The following is an 18808-nucleotide window of genomic DNA, read 5'->3' on the forward strand; positions in this document are numbered from 1 at the left end:
TAAAAGTTCGGCTTAATATTGCGTAAGCGCAAACGCCAGTATATTAGCTCCCATGCGCAAAGCCGCCTGCCGTTTCTCTTCCGGATCGTTGTAAATTTCCTGGTCTTCCCAGCCGTTGCCCAGATCGGTTTCGTAGGTGTAAAAGCAAACCAACCGGCCTTTGTAGATCAGGCCAAAGCCTTGCGGTGGTTTGTTGTCGTGTTCGTGAATTTTTGGCAGTCCTTTCGGGAAAGCGTATTTCTGGTGGTAAATAGGGTGGGAGAAAGGCACTTCCACAAATTCCAGTTCCGGAAATACTTTTTTCATTTCGCGCCGCACAAATTTATCCATGCCGTAATTATCGTCGATGTGCAGGAAGCCGCCGCCGATCAGGTACTTGCGCAAATTATCTGCTTCGGCCGCCGAAAAAACCACGTTGCCATGACCGGTCATGTGCACGAAGGGGTAATTCATAATTTCCGGACTACCTGCATCCACCACCTTTTCATTTTTATCGATGTTCAGCTTCAGGTTATTGTTCGTGAATTGAATAAGATTCGGCAGGGAAGTTTTATTCGCGTACCAGTCGCCGCCGCCGTTGTACTTCAACTTCGCGATCTGGAAGCTTGGTTTCTGGGCATTAACGCTATGGAAAGCGAGGAAAATAGTAAATATGGTAAGAAGGAGCTTCTTCATTTCGAAATATTTTTGTTAATCTTCAAGTGATTCATTGATACCGTTAATTAAGTCATGCAGAAATTTCTTGTTTTCATCTGTAACTCCGCTATTAGGACAAGCTAATTCTAGTAAAGTTCTTAAAGTATTATCAAACCACCTGTAATTTTCAATTAATGGTGGTATTGCATGAACATTAGAAACATAATTAATAGCTCTTACTAACAATTCTTCTGATCCACCTAAATCTTTGATCAAATCTAAATTTTCTAAAGCTATTCTGTGGAAACCATCTGTCATTCTTGAAAGTTGCGGTAGATTTGAATCTACATTCTCAAAGGACTGATTATATTCTAAACATAAAAGGTCAGTAGCTAGATGAAAACAAGCTTCTTTAATTTTATCTTTTTCCATTTCCTTCTTTATATAACTAACTCAACAGCAGATTTAGTGTGTGGCAAGCCACCAAAGCAGCAGTTTCGGTTCTTAAGCGGCTTTCGCCCAACGTCACCGGTTTGATACCTTTCGTCAAAGCCATTTCAATTTCTTCCGGCGTAAAATCCCCTTCCGGGCCAATTAAAACGCAAAAGTTGTTATCGGAGGTTTTAATTTGCTTTAATTCCTGGCGGTTACCTTCTTCTAAATGAGCAATATATGCTTGCGAATCCGTATCTAAACTGGCTAAAAAAGTCTTGTATGGCGTCAGTTCATTTAGCTTCGGCAGGTAGGCTTTCAGGCTTTGCTTCATGGCGCTTACGGCAATTTTCTCGAGCCGGTCCAGCTTCAGTTCCTTGCGTTCGGAGCGGGTACATTTCAGAAAACTGATTTCGTCAATGCCAATTTCCACTGCCTTTTCTACGAACCATTCCATGCGGTCCAGGTTTTTGGTAGGGGCTACGGCAATGTGAATGTGATGCGGTTTTTTCCCGAATTCCTGTACCGTTTTGGTAATTTCCAGCTTGCAGCGTTTCGGGTTCGGGTCGGTTACTTTTGCCTCGTACAAGCCGCCTTTTCCATCCACCAGCTGTACCGTTTCCCCGGCTTCCAGACGCAACACCCGGATGGCATGCTTCGATTCTTCTTCGCTTAAGGTGTATTCGGTACCGGAAATATCGGGGGTGTAAAAAAGGTGCATGTCTGAACTAGGATTCTTTTGATTTTTATGATTGATGTGATTGATCTTGCATTAAAAATGATTACTCTTCTGATTCATTAATTTTAATCAACCATCCTTTCACAACTTAAATTTAAAAACTAAAGTTAGGCGAATTTCATTTCTCTGCAATCATAAATAAAATCTGAAACTCTATATTACCTGAGAATCATAGAAGTCACAAAAATCAGATAAATCATAGTTCAGACAAACAAAAAGCCCTGCCGTTTGCACAGCAGGGCTTTTTGTTACACGGTAGTTACAAATTAGGCAACTACCGTTTCAAGCTTTGGGGCGCCGGCCAGAATTTCTTCGTTAGCGAAATCGGCGTATTTTCCGAAGTTTTTCACGAAGGCAGCAGCCAGCTCGTTTGCTTTCGCATCGTAAGCATCTTTATCGGCCCAGGTGTTGCGCGGGCTCAGGATCTCAGCCGGAACGTTCGGGCAAGACTCCGGCATAGAAACACCGAATACGGAGTGGTTCGTGAAGTTTACGTTCTCCAATTCGCCGTTCAGGGCAGCGGTGATCATAGCACGGGTATAAGGCAGTTTCATACGGGAACCGGTGCCGTAAGCGCCGCCAGTCCAGCCGGTATTGATCAGCCAAACGTTCACTTTGTTCTCATCCATTTTCTTGCCTAACATTTCAGCGTATTTGGTTGGGTGTAATGGCAGGAACACCGCGCCGAAGCAGGCAGAGAATGTAGTTTGTGGCTCAGTAACGCCAACTTCCGTACCGGCAACTTTTGCAGTATAGCCGGAAATGAAGTGGAACATCGCCTGGCTCTTGTTCAGCTTCGAGATCGGAGGCAGTACGCCAAACGCATCAGCCGTTAAGAAGAAAATGTTCTTAGGAATGTCCGCTACCGATGGCTCGATCGCGTTGTCGATAAAGTTGATCGGGTAAGCCGTACGGGTATTTTCAGTTACCGATTTGTTTGCATAATCCGGCGTGCGGGTTCCTTCGAAGAAACGGGTGTTCTCCAGAATTGAGCCGAATTTAATGGCATCCCAGATCTGTGGTTCTTTTTCCTGAGAAAGGTCGATCACTTTTGCGTAGCAACCACCTTCGAAGTTGAAGATACCTTTGTCGGTCCAGCCGTGCTCGTCGTCACCGATCAGGCCACGGTTCGGGTCAGCAGAAAGGGTCGTTTTACCGGTTCCGGACAGACCGAAGAAAATAGCAGTATCGCCTTCCGCACCAACGTTGGCAGAGCAGTGCATAGAAAGCGTATTTTTTTCGTGCGGCAGGATGTAGTTCAGCACGCCGAAGATACCTTTTTTCATTTCGCCGGCATAACCGGTACCACCGATCAGGATCATGTTCTTGGTGAAGTTCAGGATCGCAAAGTTCGGCTGACGGGTACCATCCACTTCCGGATCGGCCTGGAATTCAGGGATACAGATAATGGTGAAGTTCGGTACGTGGTTCTCGATCTCTTCGGCTGTAGGACGCAGGAACATGTTGTTGCAGAATAGGTTCTGCCAGGCCTGGGTGTTAACGATGCGCAGGTCTAAACGGTAGTTCGGATCGGCACCGGCATACGCGTCGCGTACGTAGATCTTTTTATCGGCCAGGAAGTTGATCATTTTTTCCTGCAGCTTGTCGAATTTCTCCGGATCGAATGGGATGTTGATATCGCCCCACCATACTGAATCGGCAGTTTTAGCATCTTTTACCACGAAACGGTCTTTCGGGGAACGTCCGGTAAACTTGCCTGTGTCGCACATCAAAGCGCCAGTATCCGATAAAACACCTTCGCCGTTCTTAAGCGCTTCTTCTACCAGTTCCGCCGGGGTCAGGTTCCAAAGTACGCTTTCCGCCTGCTTAATGCCAATGCTTTCAAGGCCTACTTTGTTCGATTTTCTGCCAAATTCTTTCATGAGAATATGTTAGGAGGTTAAATATTTGTTTTGGATGATGATAAAACTTTGTACAAAAATAAAGAAATAAATTAATTGCCCCCTATACTTTCTCTAACTATATATTGCTGTTGGCTAATAATTAGTAACAATTACAAACGGGAGATGGGTGTATTTCCGGAGCCTTTCCTTTATTCTCTTTCTTTCCGGACGAACCTCTTTATACGGATTTCCGAAATTAAATGTTTGGTTAAATGCTTTCGGTATTGTAGATTTACTTTTCCGCTTTCTGCTGAAAATCCCTTTTAAAATCATTTTTTCACTTTAAACCTTAACCAAATTTAAATGCAACCAACCCTTGAACAAGGCCAGGTTAAAAAAGGCCACCCCAAAGGTCTTTACCTGCTTTTTATGACGGAAATGTGGGAGCGCTTCAGCTATTACGGTATGCGCGCTTTGCTTATCCTGTATTTGACCAATGCTACTACCAGTCACCTGGGCGGTAGAGGCTGGACGGACGGAAATGCCGGTATGCTTTATGGCTGGTTTACCGGTCTGGTTTATTTAACGCCTATTATTGGTGGTTGGTTAGCTGATAATTATATCGGGCAACGCAAGGCTATTACCATTGGCGGTATCCTGATGATGCTGGGCCAGTTTTCCCTTTTCTCCGAGATCAGCGATATGACCTTTTATCTGGGTCTGGGATTACTCATTATTGGTAACGGTTTCTTTAAAGCCAATATTTCTACCATTGTAGGTAAATTATACGACGAAGGTGATGCCCGTCGCGACAGCGCTTTCACTATATTTTATATGGGTATCAATACCGGGGCGTTTATTGCGCCGCTGGTTTGCGGTTACCTGGGTGCTACTTACGGTTACCGTTACGGCTTTTTAGCGGCTGGTATTGGTATGTTGCTGGGCCAGGTAATGTTCAACACGCTGGCGCAAACGTACCTGGGCAATATTGGTAAATTTGTTGGGAAAACCGCCGAAGAAAAAGCTGCTCCTAAAACCAAGCTTACCAAACAGGAAACCGACCGCGTAGCCGTAATTTTAGTGTTAACGGTATTTGTGATCTTCTTCTGGGCTGGTTTCGAACAGGCCGGTTCTTCGTTAAGCTTGTATACCGAACGTTACATCGACCGCGTGGTTTTTGGCTGGGAAATTCCTACTTCCTGGTTCCAGTCGGTTAACCCGTTATTCATTGTGGCCTTAGCGCCAATCATTTCTACTTTGTGGATCAACCTGGCTGCTAAAGGCAAAAACCCGAATACAACTATAAAAATGGCTCTGGGTATGATGCTATTAGGTTTAGGCTTCTTTCTGATGGTGGGTGCGGTTATGGAACGTGGTGGCGATAGCCAGGATGTGGCCATTAAAGCAAATATCTGGTGGTTAGTTGGCGCTTATTTCCTGCATACTTTAGGGGAACTTTGCTTATCGCCGGTTGGCCTTTCTATGGTTACCAAACTGGCGCCGGTGGCTTACGCTTCCATGCTGATGGGCGTTTGGATGCTAAGCTCATTTGTAGCAAATATTATGGGCGGTTACATTGTACAGTACGTTGAGCAGCTGGGCGCCCTGACCATTTTCGGCGGCATCGGTGCTTTCGTAATTGTGCTGGGCTTTGTATTACTGGCGGTTTCCAAGAAACTGACTTACATGATGCACGGCCGCGGCTAAGCCGAACAGTATAAAAAACAGATAAATAAGTCCCGTACAGGCAACTGTTACGGGACTTTTTTTGTCTGCCGGTGTAGCAACCCAAAACTTACAATCCTATAATTTTAAAACCGCAATTTTAATCCCTTTCATCTACTTTTTGCAATTAAAATCTATGCGCATTTTTACCAGACAAAATTTACTTCCCTTACTGGCCGGCCTCGGCTTATTTCTTAACAGTTGCTCCGGCGAGAAAGAGAAAGCCGAACCGATCGATGCAGAAGGGTTCCGCATTTACACCATTAAAGCCGGCGAACACGATTGCGACAACGAATACAAACAGGTCACCACTTCGGCCATGCACTTTTCGGTGATTTTCGATAGTTCGGCCGTTTACCAGACCATTGATCCGGTTAACCAATACGACATTAATAAGCTTTACGGCTTAGCCGACTGCAATACGGCGCACCACTCCAATAGCGCGCGCATGGGCTGGCGCTGGGTAAACAACCAATTGGAAATCCATGCCTACGTCTACAAGAATGGCAAGCGAAACGAAGATCTGATCACCGCTGTTCCGATCGGCCAACCCGTTAAAATGTCCATCGAAATGCTGGATTCCACCTACATTTTTAAAGTAGGCGATAAATTTACCGAACTGGCCAGAGGCTGCAGCGGTCAGGGAACCGGCTATAAACTTTACCCTTACTTTGGCGGCGACGAAACGGCTCCGCACGAAATTAAAGTGAAAGTAAAAGATCTATAATATTTTAATCGGTTTATAAACGATAGGGCTATGGCATTTATATTCAGTCAGAACTTAATTCTGGAAAATGAACGGGCAAAGCTTTCTCTGCTGGGGCTTTCGCATTTAGAACGTCTTATCCCTGCCGCTACCGCCGACAAAAAACTTACCCGGTATTCCCCGTTTTCCATTGCTACACCCGACGACCTGAAACACTTTATTCAGAACAGCCTCATAGACCGCCGCAACCAAGTGCGCTATGCCTTTGCCATTTACGACAAGCAGTTTCAGGAATTTGCCGGCAGCACCAGTTTCGGTACCATTTCCAATAAAGACCAGCGCCTGGAAATCGGCTGGACCTGGCTGGGCCCGAAATTCCAGAAAACCGGGCTGAATATAAACTGCAAATACCTGCTGCTGCAATACGTTTTTGAAGAACTAAAATTTGAACGCGTAGAATTCCGCACCGATGAACGCAATACAAAATCCCGGGAAGCAATTGAAAAAATAGGAGGGACCTTAGAAGGAATTTTACGAAGCCATACCTTAATGCTCGATGGTTTTCGGCGGAGTTCGGTTTATTACAGCATTCTGAAAGAGGAGTGGCCGGAGGTGAAGAAGGGTCTGGAAGTTAGGCTTGCGAAGGGGAAAATGGTAGAGGTGTAAGCTGGCACAAGTGTTAAGCGAAAGCGTCACTTGGGCCAGAATACTTTGGAAGCAAACGGTCCTTTTTCCCTACAAAAACAATAAAACAAAAATCCCCGGCCATTACGACCGGGGATTTTCAATTTTAGGCAAATTTAAATGGGTCTGAAAATTACATCATGCCGCCCATGCCGCCCATGCCACCTGGCATGCCGCCGCCCATAGAAGCTTTTTCGTCTTCCGGCTCGTCAGAGATCACGCAATCCGTTGTCAGCAATAAGCCGGCAATAGAAGCAGCGTTCTCTAAAGCTAAACGGGTAACTTTGGTTGGGTCGATGATACCGGCCGCAAACATGGCTTCGTATTTATCTTCGCGGGCGTTGTAACCGAAATCGGCAGCACCTTCGCGTACTTTCTGAACCACTACCGAACCTTCGCCGCCAGCGTTTGCTACGATAGTACGAAGCGGAGCCTCGATTGCAGTGCGGATAATGTTGATACCAGTCAGCTGGTCTTCGTTGTCAACGTCGATGCCGTGTAACGCTTCGATAGCACGGATCAGGGCAACGCCACCACCGGCTACGATACCTTCTTCTACGGCAGCGCGGGTTGCGTGCAACGCATCGTCTACGCGGTCTTTCTTCTCTTTCATCTCAACCTCGGTAGAAGCACCGATGTAAAGGATAGCTACGCCACCAGAAAGTTTAGCTAAACGCTCCTGCAGTTTTTCCCGATCATAGTCAGAAGTGGTTTTTTCCATCTGAGCTTTGATCTCGTTTACGCGGCCTGTAATGTTTTCTTTCTGACCACGACCGTTTACAATAGTAGTATTGTCTTTGTCGATGATCATTTTTTCGGCCTGGCCTAAGTACTCTAAGGTAGCATTTTCCAGTTTGTAACCGCGCTCTTCCGAAATCACGGTACCGCCCGTCAGGATCGCGATATCTTCCAGCATGGCCTTACGACGGTCGCCGAAGCCAGGAGCTTTCACGGCAGCAATTTTCAGGGAACCACGCAGTTTATTTACTACCAAAGTAGCCAGCGCTTCGCCATCTACATCTTCCGCAATAATTACCAGCGGCTTACCAGTCTGAACTACCTGCTCCAATACCGGCAGTAATTCTTTCATGGTAGATACTTTTTTGTCGTAGATCAGGATGTATGGGTTATCCAGATCTGCTTCCATTTTCTCGGCGTTGGTTACGAAGTACGGAGACAGGTAACCGCGGTCGAACTGCATACCTTCTACGGTTTTTACTTCCGTTTCAGTACCTTTTGCTTCTTCTACCGTGATAACGCCGTCTTTACCAACTTTGTCCATCGCATCGGCGATCATTTTACCGATCTCTACATCGTTGTTTGCAGAGATAGTACCTACCTGGGCAATTTCAGAAGAGTTTTCAATCTTCTTAGACTGCGCTTTCAGGTTTTCAACCACACGCTGAACAGCTTTATCGATACCGCGTTTCAGGTCCATTGGGTTAGCACCGGCAGTTACGTTCTTAATACCGGCAGTGTAAATAGCCTGAGCCAGAACGGTAGCAGTTGTAGTTCCGTCGCCGGCCATATCGGCAGTTTTCGAAGCTACTTCTTTTACCAGTTGGGCACCCATGTTCTCAACCGGATCTTTCAGCTCGATTTCTTTTGCTACAGTAACACCATCTTTGGTAATGGTTGGCGCACCGAACTTCTTGTCGATTACCACGTTACGGCCTTTCGGGCCAAGCGTTACTTTAACTGCATTCGCTAATTTATCTACCCCAGCTTTAATTCTGTTGCTGGCTTCGGTTTCGAAGGAAATATTTTTTGCCATCTTGAAGTGGTTTAATTTCTTGGTTTAAATAATCTGTTTCAGAATAGATTTTTTGAACTTGACTTGAAGCGCAATTAAACGATCGCAAAAATGTCAGCTTCTTTCATGATCAGGTAATCCTGGCCGTCGATGTTGATCTCGGTTCCGGCATATTTACCGTACAGTACCTGGTCGCCCACTTTCACAGTAAGCGGCTCGTCTTTTTTACCGCTACCTACAGCTACAATTTCGCCGCGTTGCGGTTTCTCCTTGGCAGTGTCCGGAATAATGATACCTGATTTTGTTTTCTCTTCTGCAGCAGCCGGTGCAACGATCACGCGGTCAGCCAAAGGTTTCATGTTAATGGCCATAGTTTTTATTATGTGTAGTTAAGTTAAAATTAAGTTCATTCTGCACTTATCATTTCTTGTGCCAGTTGCCAATTTAAGCCATTTTTTCCGAATTGTCAGGTTAGCTTTCGGTAAAAGCTGTCAGGAAGCTGCCAAATTTTTCTGTTAAAACAATCCTGTTCAATTAACATGGCTTCGGCTTGCAACGGTAAAGGAATAAAAAAAACCGGTACGTTGGGGTACCGGTTCTGAATATTTTGAGTGAACAGCTACTATTTAGCAGTGTCGGTTTGCGGAGCGGCAATTTCGGCTTCCGGCGTGGCAACGGCCGGCTGGTCGGCGTTGGTTTGCGGAAGGGCAGCAGGAGCTTGTTGCTGAGCAGCTGGTTGCTGGGCGGCACGTTCCTGGTTTATGCTACGGCTGGTAGTTGTTGCAGCTGAATTGTCGCGGATAGCGTGGGTAGCAAGCGTTAATATTACCAGGGTAATGGCAAAGCCCCAGGTTAGTTTTTCAAGCAGGTCGCCGGTGCGTTTTACGCCCATTAACTGGCTGGCGCCACCGCCGCCAAACTGGCTGGACAAGCCGCCGCCTTTAGAATTCTGAGCCAAAACAACCAATACTAAAAGCACGCATACAAAAATAATAATGCTAACGAGGGCGATGTACATTTTCTTTAATTAAAAATTAGATATTACGAATTTGAAATTTTTCCTAAAAAAACAAAATCCTTTGGAGCTTACCAAATCGGGATTAACAAATTATTCCAGATTTTGCAATTTTTGGATTTGAGATGCAAAGTAAGCCTTTTTTTCCGGGATTTTCAATATAAGGTGTTCGTAAATTTTAATGGCTTTCTTAATTTTCCCCTGCTGCACTAAAATGTTAGCAAAATTTTCCGAAGCCAAATTCTTATTAATTTTCGAACTCTTCAGCGAAAGGTCTTCCTGAGGTTCAGCTTTGATCTTCGCGTTGGCCATGGCTTTCAGGCGCGGCGTCATTTTCAGGAACTGATCGATGATATCGAGCTGATGGCTGAGTTTGGAAGGAGCCGGCTTGATCTCTTTCTTCAGTTCGTGGGTTTTGCTGTATTCCCAAAGCAGTTCCGGGTGGAAGTCGAAAGGTTGCGGGCCGGTTAGCTCATCCTTTATCTGCAAGCTCTCGCCCAGGCGGCTGGAGCTCATCCAGTACCCGATCGTATCTTTCTGGTAAATATCTTGGATCGCATCTTCAGGAACAACTACCTTTACGTCTTCGGTTTCCTCTGCTTCTACGGTTTCTTTTTCCGGCTTGAACAGGTACTGATCGAAGTTGGCCAAGGTCTCATGCAGCAGATCGTCGTTCAGGGTGGGTTGTTCGGTTTGAACGAAAGCAGGGGCTGCTTCCCGTGACGTTTCCGTAAAAGTTGCCGGCGCATCCGTAAGATGAAATTCATGTAAGTCTGCAACATCCTGCAGGGGCTCTGCCGGGTTGTCCGTTATAAATTCCCCCGCAATAAATTCCCCGGCTTTCTCTGCTGGTTCCGCTACGGTTTCGGCGTTTGATGCAGGTTCCGCTTCTTCAAGAGATGAAGCTGGTTCTGCTTCAATAAATTCCGCGGCAATAGCGGCTTCTTCTGTAGCCGGATAAATTTCCGAAGCCGGTTCTGTAATTACAGGTGAGTTAACAATTTCCGATGCAGCAGCAACTTCAGTTGTTTCCGAAGCTTCCAGGATTTCACCGGCAATTACCTCGTCCTCGTAAAGCACGGCTTCCGGCATTGCTGCCAGCAACGGTGCAGGCTCTGCAAGTTCAGCTTCCGATAATTCGGTTTCTGAACGTTCAGGTTCTATGATTACTTCCTCCGGCAGGGCTTCGAAAGTATGGAGTTCCGGCGCAACGTGGTGATCTTTGATAAGCTCGGGGGCTTCTACCGGTAATTCCGGATCGTAGTCGCGGCGGACTGCTGAGAAAACAGCAGCGATCTCCGTTTCCATGGGTAGTTCCGGAATTTCAGAAACTGTATCTGCTACTTCCTGTTCCTCTGAAATTTCCGGCGAAACCGGCGCTTCCGGCTCGGACGGCAAAGCAGTTTCCTTTGTTTCCGGGTTCGCCTTTATTTCCGGCGTATTCTGAATTTCAGGCGTAATTACCGGTGCTGCCGAAACAACCTGACTTAACGCCGGTACTTTTTCCGTTGTATTTGCTACGGTTTCCGCTGGTTCCGGTTCCTGTACCGGCTGCAGGGCTACGGTGGCATCGGAAGTATAGATCAGTTTTTTAAGCAGTTGCCGGTTGGCCGCGTAAATAGCCGCTTTCTTCAGCTTCTGGTTCGAGAGCATGCTGCCTTTGTCGTAAGCAGCTTTGGCAATAAGTAAATGGGCAGTCTGGCAGTAGGGAAAATTTACGACAAGTTTCTCCAGCTCTTCCACATCCTGGTCGGAAATGCGGGAGGCCTGGCGGACGAGCGTAAGAAAAGAGGTTTTGTTCATTGGGCAAAAAGCGGCGGAAACAGAACGCAATATGCGTTTTTTTTACCAGTTGGCAACCGAGCGGTTGAAAATTTGGGTCATCATCAGGTTCATGATCTGCCTGATCTGGGCCTCATCGATGTCGTTTAAGTTCTGGTTCTGAGGGAAATCGAGGAAAGCAGAAAACGGTTCGTCGAAGCTCTGTTTCGGGTCGTTGGTATTGGTAAATTTTACCTGAATCCGGATGGTTAAGCGGTTGCGGGCGGCTACGTCTACGCCGTTTTGCACCTGAGGCGCTACCGGTGAAACTTCGTAGCCGATGATCTGGCCTTCGAACTGCAGCTGACCGTCGCGGGGAACCAGACTCAGGTTGGTGTTGCGCTGAAAATAATCGCGGAAATGATTTGTAACGGTCTGGCTTAAAAAGGAAGGGCCCTGGCCGGAGTTGTTCGGAAAAGTAGCCACCGAAAACGTGCGGACTTCCGGGGGCAGCGAGGTGCCGGTAAACGAATACACGCAACTGCTGAAGCCGACTACTATCAGGATCAGAAAAGATATAAAAAAACTATTGTTCTTCGATGTCATATTGTTTCAGTTTGCGGTAAAGCGTGCGTTCGGAAATTCCCAGGTCCTGGGCCGCGTACTTCCGTTTGTTGTGGTGTTTCTTGAGCGCTTTCAGGATCATTTCCTTTTCCTTGCTTTCTAGCGATAGCGTTTCTTCTTCGGTTTCGTGCGGAATGTCCTCGATCTTTTGTTCGAACTCGATCGGGTGTTCCTTTACGGGCAGTAAATAACTTTCGGAAGGCGTCTCGCGGGTGTAGGTGATGCGGTCGGTCTGGAAATCGGCGCTGTCGAACAGGTGGCGGTTGCGCTTCAGGAGTTCATCTTCGGAATGTTGCTGATCGAGTAGGTCGAATACCAGTTTTTTCAGGTCGTGCATGTCCTTTTTCATATCGAAAAGGACTTTGTACAGCAGGTCGCGCTCCAGATTACCGGGCTCTGCCGAACTCCGGTTCTGAGTTGAAATTACCGGAAGCAGGTTGGTTTGTTCTACCGGTAAATAATGCTTCAGTTTTTCGGCGTTAATCTCGCGGTCGTATTCCAGTACCGAGATCTGCTCCACAATATTTTTCAGCTGCCGAATGTTGCCCGGGAAACGGAATTTCAGCAGTAGGGCTACGGCGTCAGGCGTGAGCGTAATGGCTTTTACCCGGTATTTTTCGGCATAATCGGCGGCAAATTTGCGGAAAAGCAGGTAAATATCGTCGCCCCGGTCGCGCAAAGGCGGAACCGTAATCGGAACGGTGTTCAAACGGTAATAAAGATCTTCGCGGAATTTTCCTTCGCGCACCGCATCGTACAGGTTCACGTTCGTAGCCGCTACTACCCGCACATCGGTTTTCTGCACTTTGGAAGAACCCACTTTTATGAATTCACCGTTTTCCAACACCCGAAGCAAACGGGCCTGGGTACCCAAAGGCATTTCGCCAATCTCGTCCAGAAAAATCGTGCCGCCGTTCGTTACTTCGAAATAACCTTTACGGGCTTCCTGGGCACCGGTAAACGAACCTTTTTCGTGACCGAACAATTCCGAATCGATGGTGCCTTCGGGAATGGCGCCACAGTTAATAGCTATAAACTGACCGTGTTTGCGCGGGCTAAGGGAATGGATGATCTTGGAAAAAGATTCCTTTCCGGAACCGCTTTCGCCGGTAATCAGCACGGTCATATCGGTAGGGGCCACCTGCACCGCCACCTGAATGGCATGGTTTAATTGCGGCGCATTCCCGATAATTCCGAACCGTTGTTTTACACTTTGTATTTCGATGTGTTGCATTCTTTTCTGATTTGGAGATTTGGAGATTTGAAAATTTGGAAATGATCTTCTTTCCTTTTTTGCCGGAAAAACATAGCATTTTGAAGCGGGTTTCCAGAATTCTCCTTGCCAATCTTCAAATTTCCAAATCTTCAAATTTTCAAATTAATCAACCGCTTCCCCGAACAGGGTGCCTACGGAGCAGTCGTTTACCAGCACGTTCACGTACTGGCCGGGCTGGTAGTGTTTTTTCGGGAAGATCACCATTTTATTCTGGTCGTTGCGGCCGCTCAGGTGCTCTTCCGATTTTTTGGAGAAACCTTCTACCAGTACTTTATGCACTTTGCCGATGTCGAGTTTATTGCGGTTCAGGGATGTTTCGCGCTGCTTGTCGATGATCTCGGCCAGGCGGCGTTTTTTCACTTCCAGCGGAATATCGTCTTCCAGTTTGCGGGCCGCTAAGGTTCCCGGACGTTCGGAATAGAAGAACATGTAGGAATAATCGTACTGCACAAAATCCATCATGCTCAGGGTATCCTGGTGTTCTTCTTCGGTTTCGGTGCAGAAGCCCGCGATCATGTCGGAAGAAATGCCGCATTCCTCACCGAGAATATTCCGGATGGCTGTTACGCGGTTCATGTACCATTCGCGGTCGTAGGTGCGGTTCATGAGCTCCAGCACGCGTGAGTTACCGCTTTGCACGGGCAGGTGAATGTATTTGCAGATGTTGTCGTACTTTTTCATGGTGTACAACACCTCGTCGGTAATGTCTTTCGGGTGGGAGGTGGAGAAGCGCACGCGGAGGTTTTGATCCAGTTTCGCTACCATTTCCAGCAACTGGGCAAAGTTCACTTTCTCGGTTCCGTCTTCTGAAGCCCACTTGTAAGAATCTACGTTCTGACCTAAAAGCGTTACTTCCTTATAGCCTGCTTCGAGTAATTGCTGCGCTTCCCGCACAATGGAATGCGCATCGCGGCTCCGTTCACGCCCGCGAGTAAACGGCACCACACAGAAAGAGCACATGTTGTCGCAACCGCGCATAATGGAAATAAACGCGCTGATGCCGTTGGAATTAAGGCGGATCGGGTTGATATCGGCGTAGGTTTCTTCTCTTGAAAGAATAACGTTTACCGCTTTCTGGCCTTCGTCTACCTTGTTGATCAGGTTCGGCAGGTCGCGGTACGCATCCGGGCCAACCACCAGGTCAACGATTTGCTCTTCTTCTAATAATGATTTTTTCAGGCGTTCGGCCATGCAGCCCAGCACGCCAACCTGCAGGTCGCGGTTTTTCTTTTTGAACTGGCGGATCTGTTTCAGGCGGTCGCGCACCGTTTTTTCGGCCTTCTCGCGGATAGAGCAGGTGTTCAGGAAAATGACGTCGGCCTCCTCTATTTTAGAAGTGGTGTCGAAGCCGTCTTCCGCCATAATGGAGCTCACAATTTCGGAATCGGAGTAATTCATCTGACAGCCGTAGCTCTCGATGTAAAGTTTGCGGTTTTTGCCGGTGTTGGTTTCGGCCGTAACTTTCATGTCGCAAGCCATCGCTTCTTCCGGCGTGCGGTTATCTATAAAATCAAGACTCTGAATGAGGGTATCCATGCAATGCTATTTCAAAAACGAAGGCAAAGATACGAATTTCGCGGGAAATTCTGACAGAATGGCAGGGGAATTTACCCCACCTAAATCCTCCCCTAATTCAGGGGAGGACTTTGACGCAATATGCGTGGTGGTTTCTTCGCAAGCTCAGTTTTGAATTCCATATTTTTAACCTGTTCAGTTCTTGATTATAGCCTTATAAATGGGAAAACTTCCAAAATAGGAATTGAGCTTGCGAAGAGAAAAAGCAGCTGAATTAGGGGAGGGTTGGGTGGGGTTAATTTCAACAAACTTCCATAATCGCCTTCGCCTTGAGCAAACATTCCTCATATTCTTTTTCGGGAACGGAATCGATGGTGATGGCGCTGCCTACTTTGTAGCTCAGGTATTTGGTTTGGGTGTTGTATTGCAGGCTTCGGATCACGACGTTGAAATCGAAATCGCCGTTGGGCTTTACGTAGCCGATGCTGCCGGAATACAGGCCGCGGCGGTGGGCTTCGTATTGTTCGATGAGCTGCATGGCTTTGATCTTCGGGGCGCCGGTCATGCTGCCCATGGGGAACGTGTGCTTTAAGATCGTAGCCAGGTTTTCTTCCGGTTTGGCCTGAGCGGTAATGGTGGAGATCATCTGGAATACCTGCTGAAAGGCGTAGATGCCGAATAGTTCTTCTACTTGCACAGTGCCGGTTTCGGCGGAGCGACTCAGGTCGTTGCGCACCAGATCCACAATCATCAGGTTTTCGGCACGTTCTTTTTCGTCGTTAAAGAGCTGCTCTTTAAGCTGCTGATCTTCTTCCGGGGTTTTGCCGCGCTTAATAGTACCTTTTATCGGTTGGGAAATAAGCTTCTGTCCTTCTTTTTTCAGGAAACGTTCCGGGGAAGCGCACATCAAAATGCTATCGTTTAGCTTGAAAAAACCGGCAAATGGGGTAGGGGATTTTTTATTTAGTTTTTCAAATAATTGCACCTGAGAAACGATAGCATTTTCGGCAAAAAACTCGATGGTGTAATTCAGTTCGTACGCATCGCCTTCCAGAATATGCTCCTGAATTTTCCGGACATTTTCCAGGTAATCAGCTTCCGAAGTCCGGGCCTGCCAGGTAGCTTTTCCGGAGGGTTGTTCCGAGATTTGTAAAGCTAAGATCTGATCTACGATTTGTTCCGCGCCGGCTTTTTTACCAAAAATAACTACCGAGTTTTCTTTAAACTCAAACCACACTTCCGGTTCAAAAAAATGCGCTTCCGGGAAACTAATAAAATCAGGCCGGGAAGTTTGCAGGTTTTCGATCTGGTTCTTTAAATCATAACTTAAAAGGCCGCACCAGAATTTTCCGGAATTTGCAATTAGGGTTAAATGGTCGAAGGCTTTTTCGGCCGGAATAGGTACTGTTTTTTGGGAGGAAATCGCCAGCAGATCCTCGAAGCCTTGGTAAAAATAGGGCAAACTGTTGCCGGTATAATAAGCTACTTGGGGAAATTGTTCCGCCCAACGCAGGGCTTTCTGCCGGAAAACTTCCGAAGATAAATTAAGTTCTGAAAAGGTAAATTCTTTCTGCAAGCGTTTTAAAAATCAAATAACAATCAGCAATTAACAATTAGCAATCAGCAATTAACAATCAGCAATTAACAATCAGCAATTATAAAGTTGAAAGCCCGATCTTGGCTTTCGAATCGATGCTGTTTTTGTATTCGTGTTTCGGGTACGATAATGCTTTTTTAAAGTAAGCCCGTGCCGCGGCTTTATCATTGCGGTCGGAGGCCAGGTACCCTAATTGCAGGGCGGCATTCGGGGCAAAATAGTGGGGCAGATTTCCGCCGGCGGATATGGTGCGTTCGTAAAAATAAACGGCCGAATCAAGTTGGTTTAAACCCTGGTAAATGCGGGCCTTGCGGTAATACAGTTCCAGACGGTCCTTTTGCATGGTTTTGCCCGTTGGTTTAAAGTCCTTTAAAGCCGCTAGTGCCTGAGAATAATACCCGCCATCGGCGTGCAGACGGGCTTTGATAAGCTGCCGGTTCAGAGTTTCGTGGTTCTCTACAAATTTTTGGGCATATTTATCTTCTTCCACCACAGCTGAACCAACCTCCTTAATGCGGGAGTAAAACATTTGCGCCGCAAGCGGATTGCCGCTTAAATAATGGGCTAGATATAACTTAAAGTTCGCATCTTTCAGGTAATGCTTCCCCTGGTATTGGGTCAGAAAATACTGGTTTTCCTGTACCGATTTTGTATAATCGCCACGGTACAGATACATATCGGCGGCCATGTGGTTCAAATAGGGGAAGGGAAGGTAGCGGTTATCGCGCGGACGTTTCTGAAAAAGCACTAAAGCCGAATCGCAACTTTTATTTTTCTTCAGCATGCTCATGGCCAGATACGTAAACAGCAGGTTATCCGGCTCGGCAGTAGCCAGGCGGGTTAGGATCTTCGGACCGGAATTATCTTTTTTGTTCATCCAGTCCTGGGCAAACTGCAGGTATATAAGCGCTTCATCCTGAAACAGATCGGGCGTGCGGGAGGCCAGGTTCAGGTTGGCTAACCCTGCTTTTATGTCGCCGCGCATGCCCAGTACTTTAAATACCCACTGGTAGCTGTCGGGAATGGAGCCGATTATAACCTGAAGCAAACCTAACGATTTCCGGTTCGGAATGAAATCGGGGTAAAGCTTCTGGTTTTCTTTAAGCAACAGGAAGGCGCTCCGCACGTTCCAGGCAGCCTGTACTTCATCAGCAAAAAAGACCTGACACATGGCCAGTTGCAGCTTTATTTCGGCCTGAGCATAGCGTTTATAGGGCGATTTTTCTTTCAGGTCTTCCAGTTTATCGAGTCGCTGCTGCTGTTTCTCTTTCAGTTTGTCGTAAACCGCTTTATCCTGCGAAACCAGGATCGTCAGGAAATCTGCGTAATTGGCTACCAGCAATGCACAGGCATTTTTCGGATTCTGGTTTAGTTCAGGTTGTAAAATTTGCCTGCCGGCATTTACCCGTAATTTTATAATTTCAGCATAAGCCTGCTGCACAGGTTTATTGAATTCGGAAGCTGAAATGGCCAATAAAGGAAAACACAGGCACAAAAATGCGATGCCTGCCGCTGAAAAAAGTCTGCCGAATCTGTTATTTATTTTAATCACCTGGTTGAATTACCCGCTTGCCCGCTTCCGGATAGCTAAACTGCTAACTTGAGGCACCGGTTGCCTGCTCCGGTCGGCCATTTTACGAAATTAGGTTTTTCGGGGGAATAAATTGCTTTAGCTACTTGCTTAAAAACTTAAAGCGAACATGCCTAAATAAAAAAGCCCTCAACGAATTGAAGGCTTTTTGAATTTTTAAAGAGGGAAGACCTTAAACGATGCGGTGCTCTACGTCAGCAAGGATACGGCCGCAATGCTCGCATACGATGATCTTTTTCTGAGAAGCAATATCGGCCTGGCGCTGAGGCGGAACGGTGTTGAAGCAACCACCACAGGCATCGCGTTTTACGGTTACTACCGCCAGACCATTGCGTACGTTGCCGCGGATCCGGGTGTAGGCCATTAATAAGCGTGGCTCAATGTGTTTTTCGGCTTCTTCGCGGTCGCCCATCAGCTTACGCTCATCTTCTTCGCTTTCCGAAACAATAACCTTCAGCTCATCATTTTTCGTGGTAAGGTCTTTGCGGCGCTCTTCCAGACGCTGTTTGGTGCCGGAAATTTCCTGGCCTTTCAGGTCGATCTGGTAAAGGGCTTCGCGGATCTTTTTCTCGGAGATCTGGATTTCCAGCTTCTGCAGCTCGATCTCTTTAGTGATGGCGTCGAACTCGCGGTTGTTGCGTACGTTCTGCTGTTGCTCTTCGTATTTGCGGATCAGGTTTTCCGAATCTTTAATGGCCTGTTTCCGGCCGGCGATCTGGTCCTGTAACTGCTGAATTTCTTCGTCGAACTTCTGCACCCGTACTTCATAGCCGGCTATTTCATCTTCCAGGTCACGAACTTCTTCGGGTAAATCGCCCCGAACCCGCTTTATTTCATCTAACTGGGAATCGAGACTTTGAAGTTTTAGCAGGGACTCTAGTTTACTGGCTACCGTACTTTCCATGTATTA

Annotated in this window: 17 protein-coding genes; 3 read left to right on the plus strand and 14 right to left on the minus strand. The window is 46.9% G+C overall.

Translation table 11 applies throughout. The annotated features are described in order from the left end of the window. Positions 1-12: 12 nt before the first annotated feature. From F0P94_RS03160 to pckA, 4 genes are all read right to left on the minus strand, one after another. A complete protein-coding gene (locus F0P94_RS03160) occupies positions 13-675 on the minus strand; it encodes a DUF4159 domain-containing protein (protein WP_150902237.1) in 663 nt (220 codons plus the stop codon). 15 nt (positions 676-690) lie between these two features. Further along, the gene (locus F0P94_RS03165) at positions 691-1068 is read right to left on the minus strand and encodes a hypothetical protein (RefSeq protein WP_150902238.1); all 378 of its coding nucleotides are present in this window, start codon (positions 1066-1068) and stop codon (positions 691-693) included. A gap of 16 nt (positions 1069-1084) precedes the next feature. Next, positions 1085-1789: a 16S rRNA (uracil(1498)-N(3))-methyltransferase gene (locus F0P94_RS03170; protein ID WP_150902239.1), complete on the minus strand. Its 705-nt coding sequence runs from the start codon at positions 1787-1789 to the stop codon at positions 1085-1087. A 284-nt stretch (positions 1790-2073) separates the two neighbouring features. Continuing rightward, positions 2074-3690, minus strand: coding sequence for a phosphoenolpyruvate carboxykinase (ATP) (pckA, locus tag F0P94_RS03175; protein WP_150902240.1), 1617 nt, complete (start codon positions 3688-3690; stop codon positions 2074-2076). Between the two features lie 324 nt (positions 3691-4014). On the opposite strand from pckA, the gene F0P94_RS03180 reads away from it, so the two are divergent. From F0P94_RS03180 to F0P94_RS03190, 3 genes are all read left to right on the plus strand, one after another. Beyond that, positions 4015-5358 (plus strand): peptide MFS transporter, encoded by a 1344-nt coding sequence (locus F0P94_RS03180; protein ID WP_150902241.1) that lies wholly within the window; start codon positions 4015-4017, stop codon positions 5356-5358. Positions 5359-5512: 154 nt separating this feature from the next. Beyond that, positions 5513-6103, plus strand: a complete 591-nt coding sequence (locus F0P94_RS03185; RefSeq protein ID WP_150902242.1) for a hypothetical protein — start codon at positions 5513-5515, stop codon at positions 6101-6103. A 30-nt stretch (positions 6104-6133) separates the two neighbouring features. Beyond that, a complete protein-coding gene (locus F0P94_RS03190) occupies positions 6134-6748 on the plus strand; it encodes a GNAT family N-acetyltransferase (RefSeq protein WP_150902243.1) in 615 nt (204 codons plus the stop codon). A gap of 151 nt (positions 6749-6899) precedes the next feature. Here the strand turns inward: F0P94_RS03190 and groL are convergent, their stop codons facing one another. From groL to F0P94_RS03240, 10 genes are all read right to left on the minus strand, one after another. Further along, positions 6900-8540, minus strand: a complete 1641-nt coding sequence (groL, locus tag F0P94_RS03195) for a chaperonin GroEL (protein ID WP_150902244.1) — start codon at positions 8538-8540, stop codon at positions 6900-6902. A 74-nt stretch (positions 8541-8614) separates the two neighbouring features. Continuing rightward, positions 8615-8890, minus strand: coding sequence for a co-chaperone GroES (locus F0P94_RS03200; protein WP_150902245.1), 276 nt, complete (start codon positions 8888-8890; stop codon positions 8615-8617). A 251-nt stretch (positions 8891-9141) separates the two neighbouring features. Further along, complete coding sequence (gene secG, locus F0P94_RS03205) at positions 9142-9537, minus strand: preprotein translocase subunit SecG (protein ID WP_150902246.1); 396 nt, start codon at positions 9535-9537, stop codon at positions 9142-9144. 90 nt (positions 9538-9627) lie between these two features. Further along, complete coding sequence (locus tag F0P94_RS03210; protein WP_150902247.1) at positions 9628-11337, minus strand: ribonuclease E domain-containing protein; 1710 nt, start codon at positions 11335-11337, stop codon at positions 9628-9630. 42 nt (positions 11338-11379) lie between these two features. Further along, a complete protein-coding gene (locus F0P94_RS03215; protein WP_150902248.1) occupies positions 11380-11901 on the minus strand; it encodes an LptE family protein in 522 nt (173 codons plus the stop codon). Beyond that, a complete protein-coding gene (locus F0P94_RS03220) occupies positions 11882-13153 on the minus strand; it encodes a sigma-54 interaction domain-containing protein (protein ID WP_150902249.1) in 1272 nt (423 codons plus the stop codon). The genes F0P94_RS03215 and F0P94_RS03220 overlap by 20 nt, the downstream gene beginning before the upstream one ends. 144 nt (positions 13154-13297) lie before the next feature. After that, positions 13298-14731 carry a tRNA (N6-isopentenyl adenosine(37)-C2)-methylthiotransferase MiaB gene (gene miaB, locus F0P94_RS03225; protein WP_150902250.1) on the minus strand — a complete coding sequence of 478 codons (1434 nt, stop codon included), beginning with the start codon at positions 14729-14731 and terminating at the stop codon, positions 13298-13300. 280 nt (positions 14732-15011) lie between these two features. After that, complete coding sequence (pabB, locus tag F0P94_RS03230) at positions 15012-16286, minus strand: aminodeoxychorismate synthase component I (protein WP_150902251.1); 1275 nt, start codon at positions 16284-16286, stop codon at positions 15012-15014. 79 nt (positions 16287-16365) lie between these two features. Then, the gene (locus F0P94_RS03235) at positions 16366-17748 is read right to left on the minus strand and encodes a tetratricopeptide repeat protein (protein ID WP_150902252.1); all 1383 of its coding nucleotides are present in this window, start codon (positions 17746-17748) and stop codon (positions 16366-16368) included. Positions 17749-18070: 322 nt separating this feature from the next. Further along, on the minus strand, positions 18071-18802 hold the full coding sequence (locus F0P94_RS03240) for a zinc ribbon domain-containing protein (protein WP_150902253.1): 732 nt from the start codon (positions 18800-18802) through the stop codon (positions 18071-18073). Positions 18803-18808 lie beyond the last annotated feature (6 nt).

Source organism: Adhaeribacter soli (assembly GCF_008727925.1).
Taxonomy (GTDB): domain Bacteria; phylum Bacteroidota; class Bacteroidia; order Cytophagales; family Hymenobacteraceae; genus Adhaeribacter_A; species Adhaeribacter_A soli.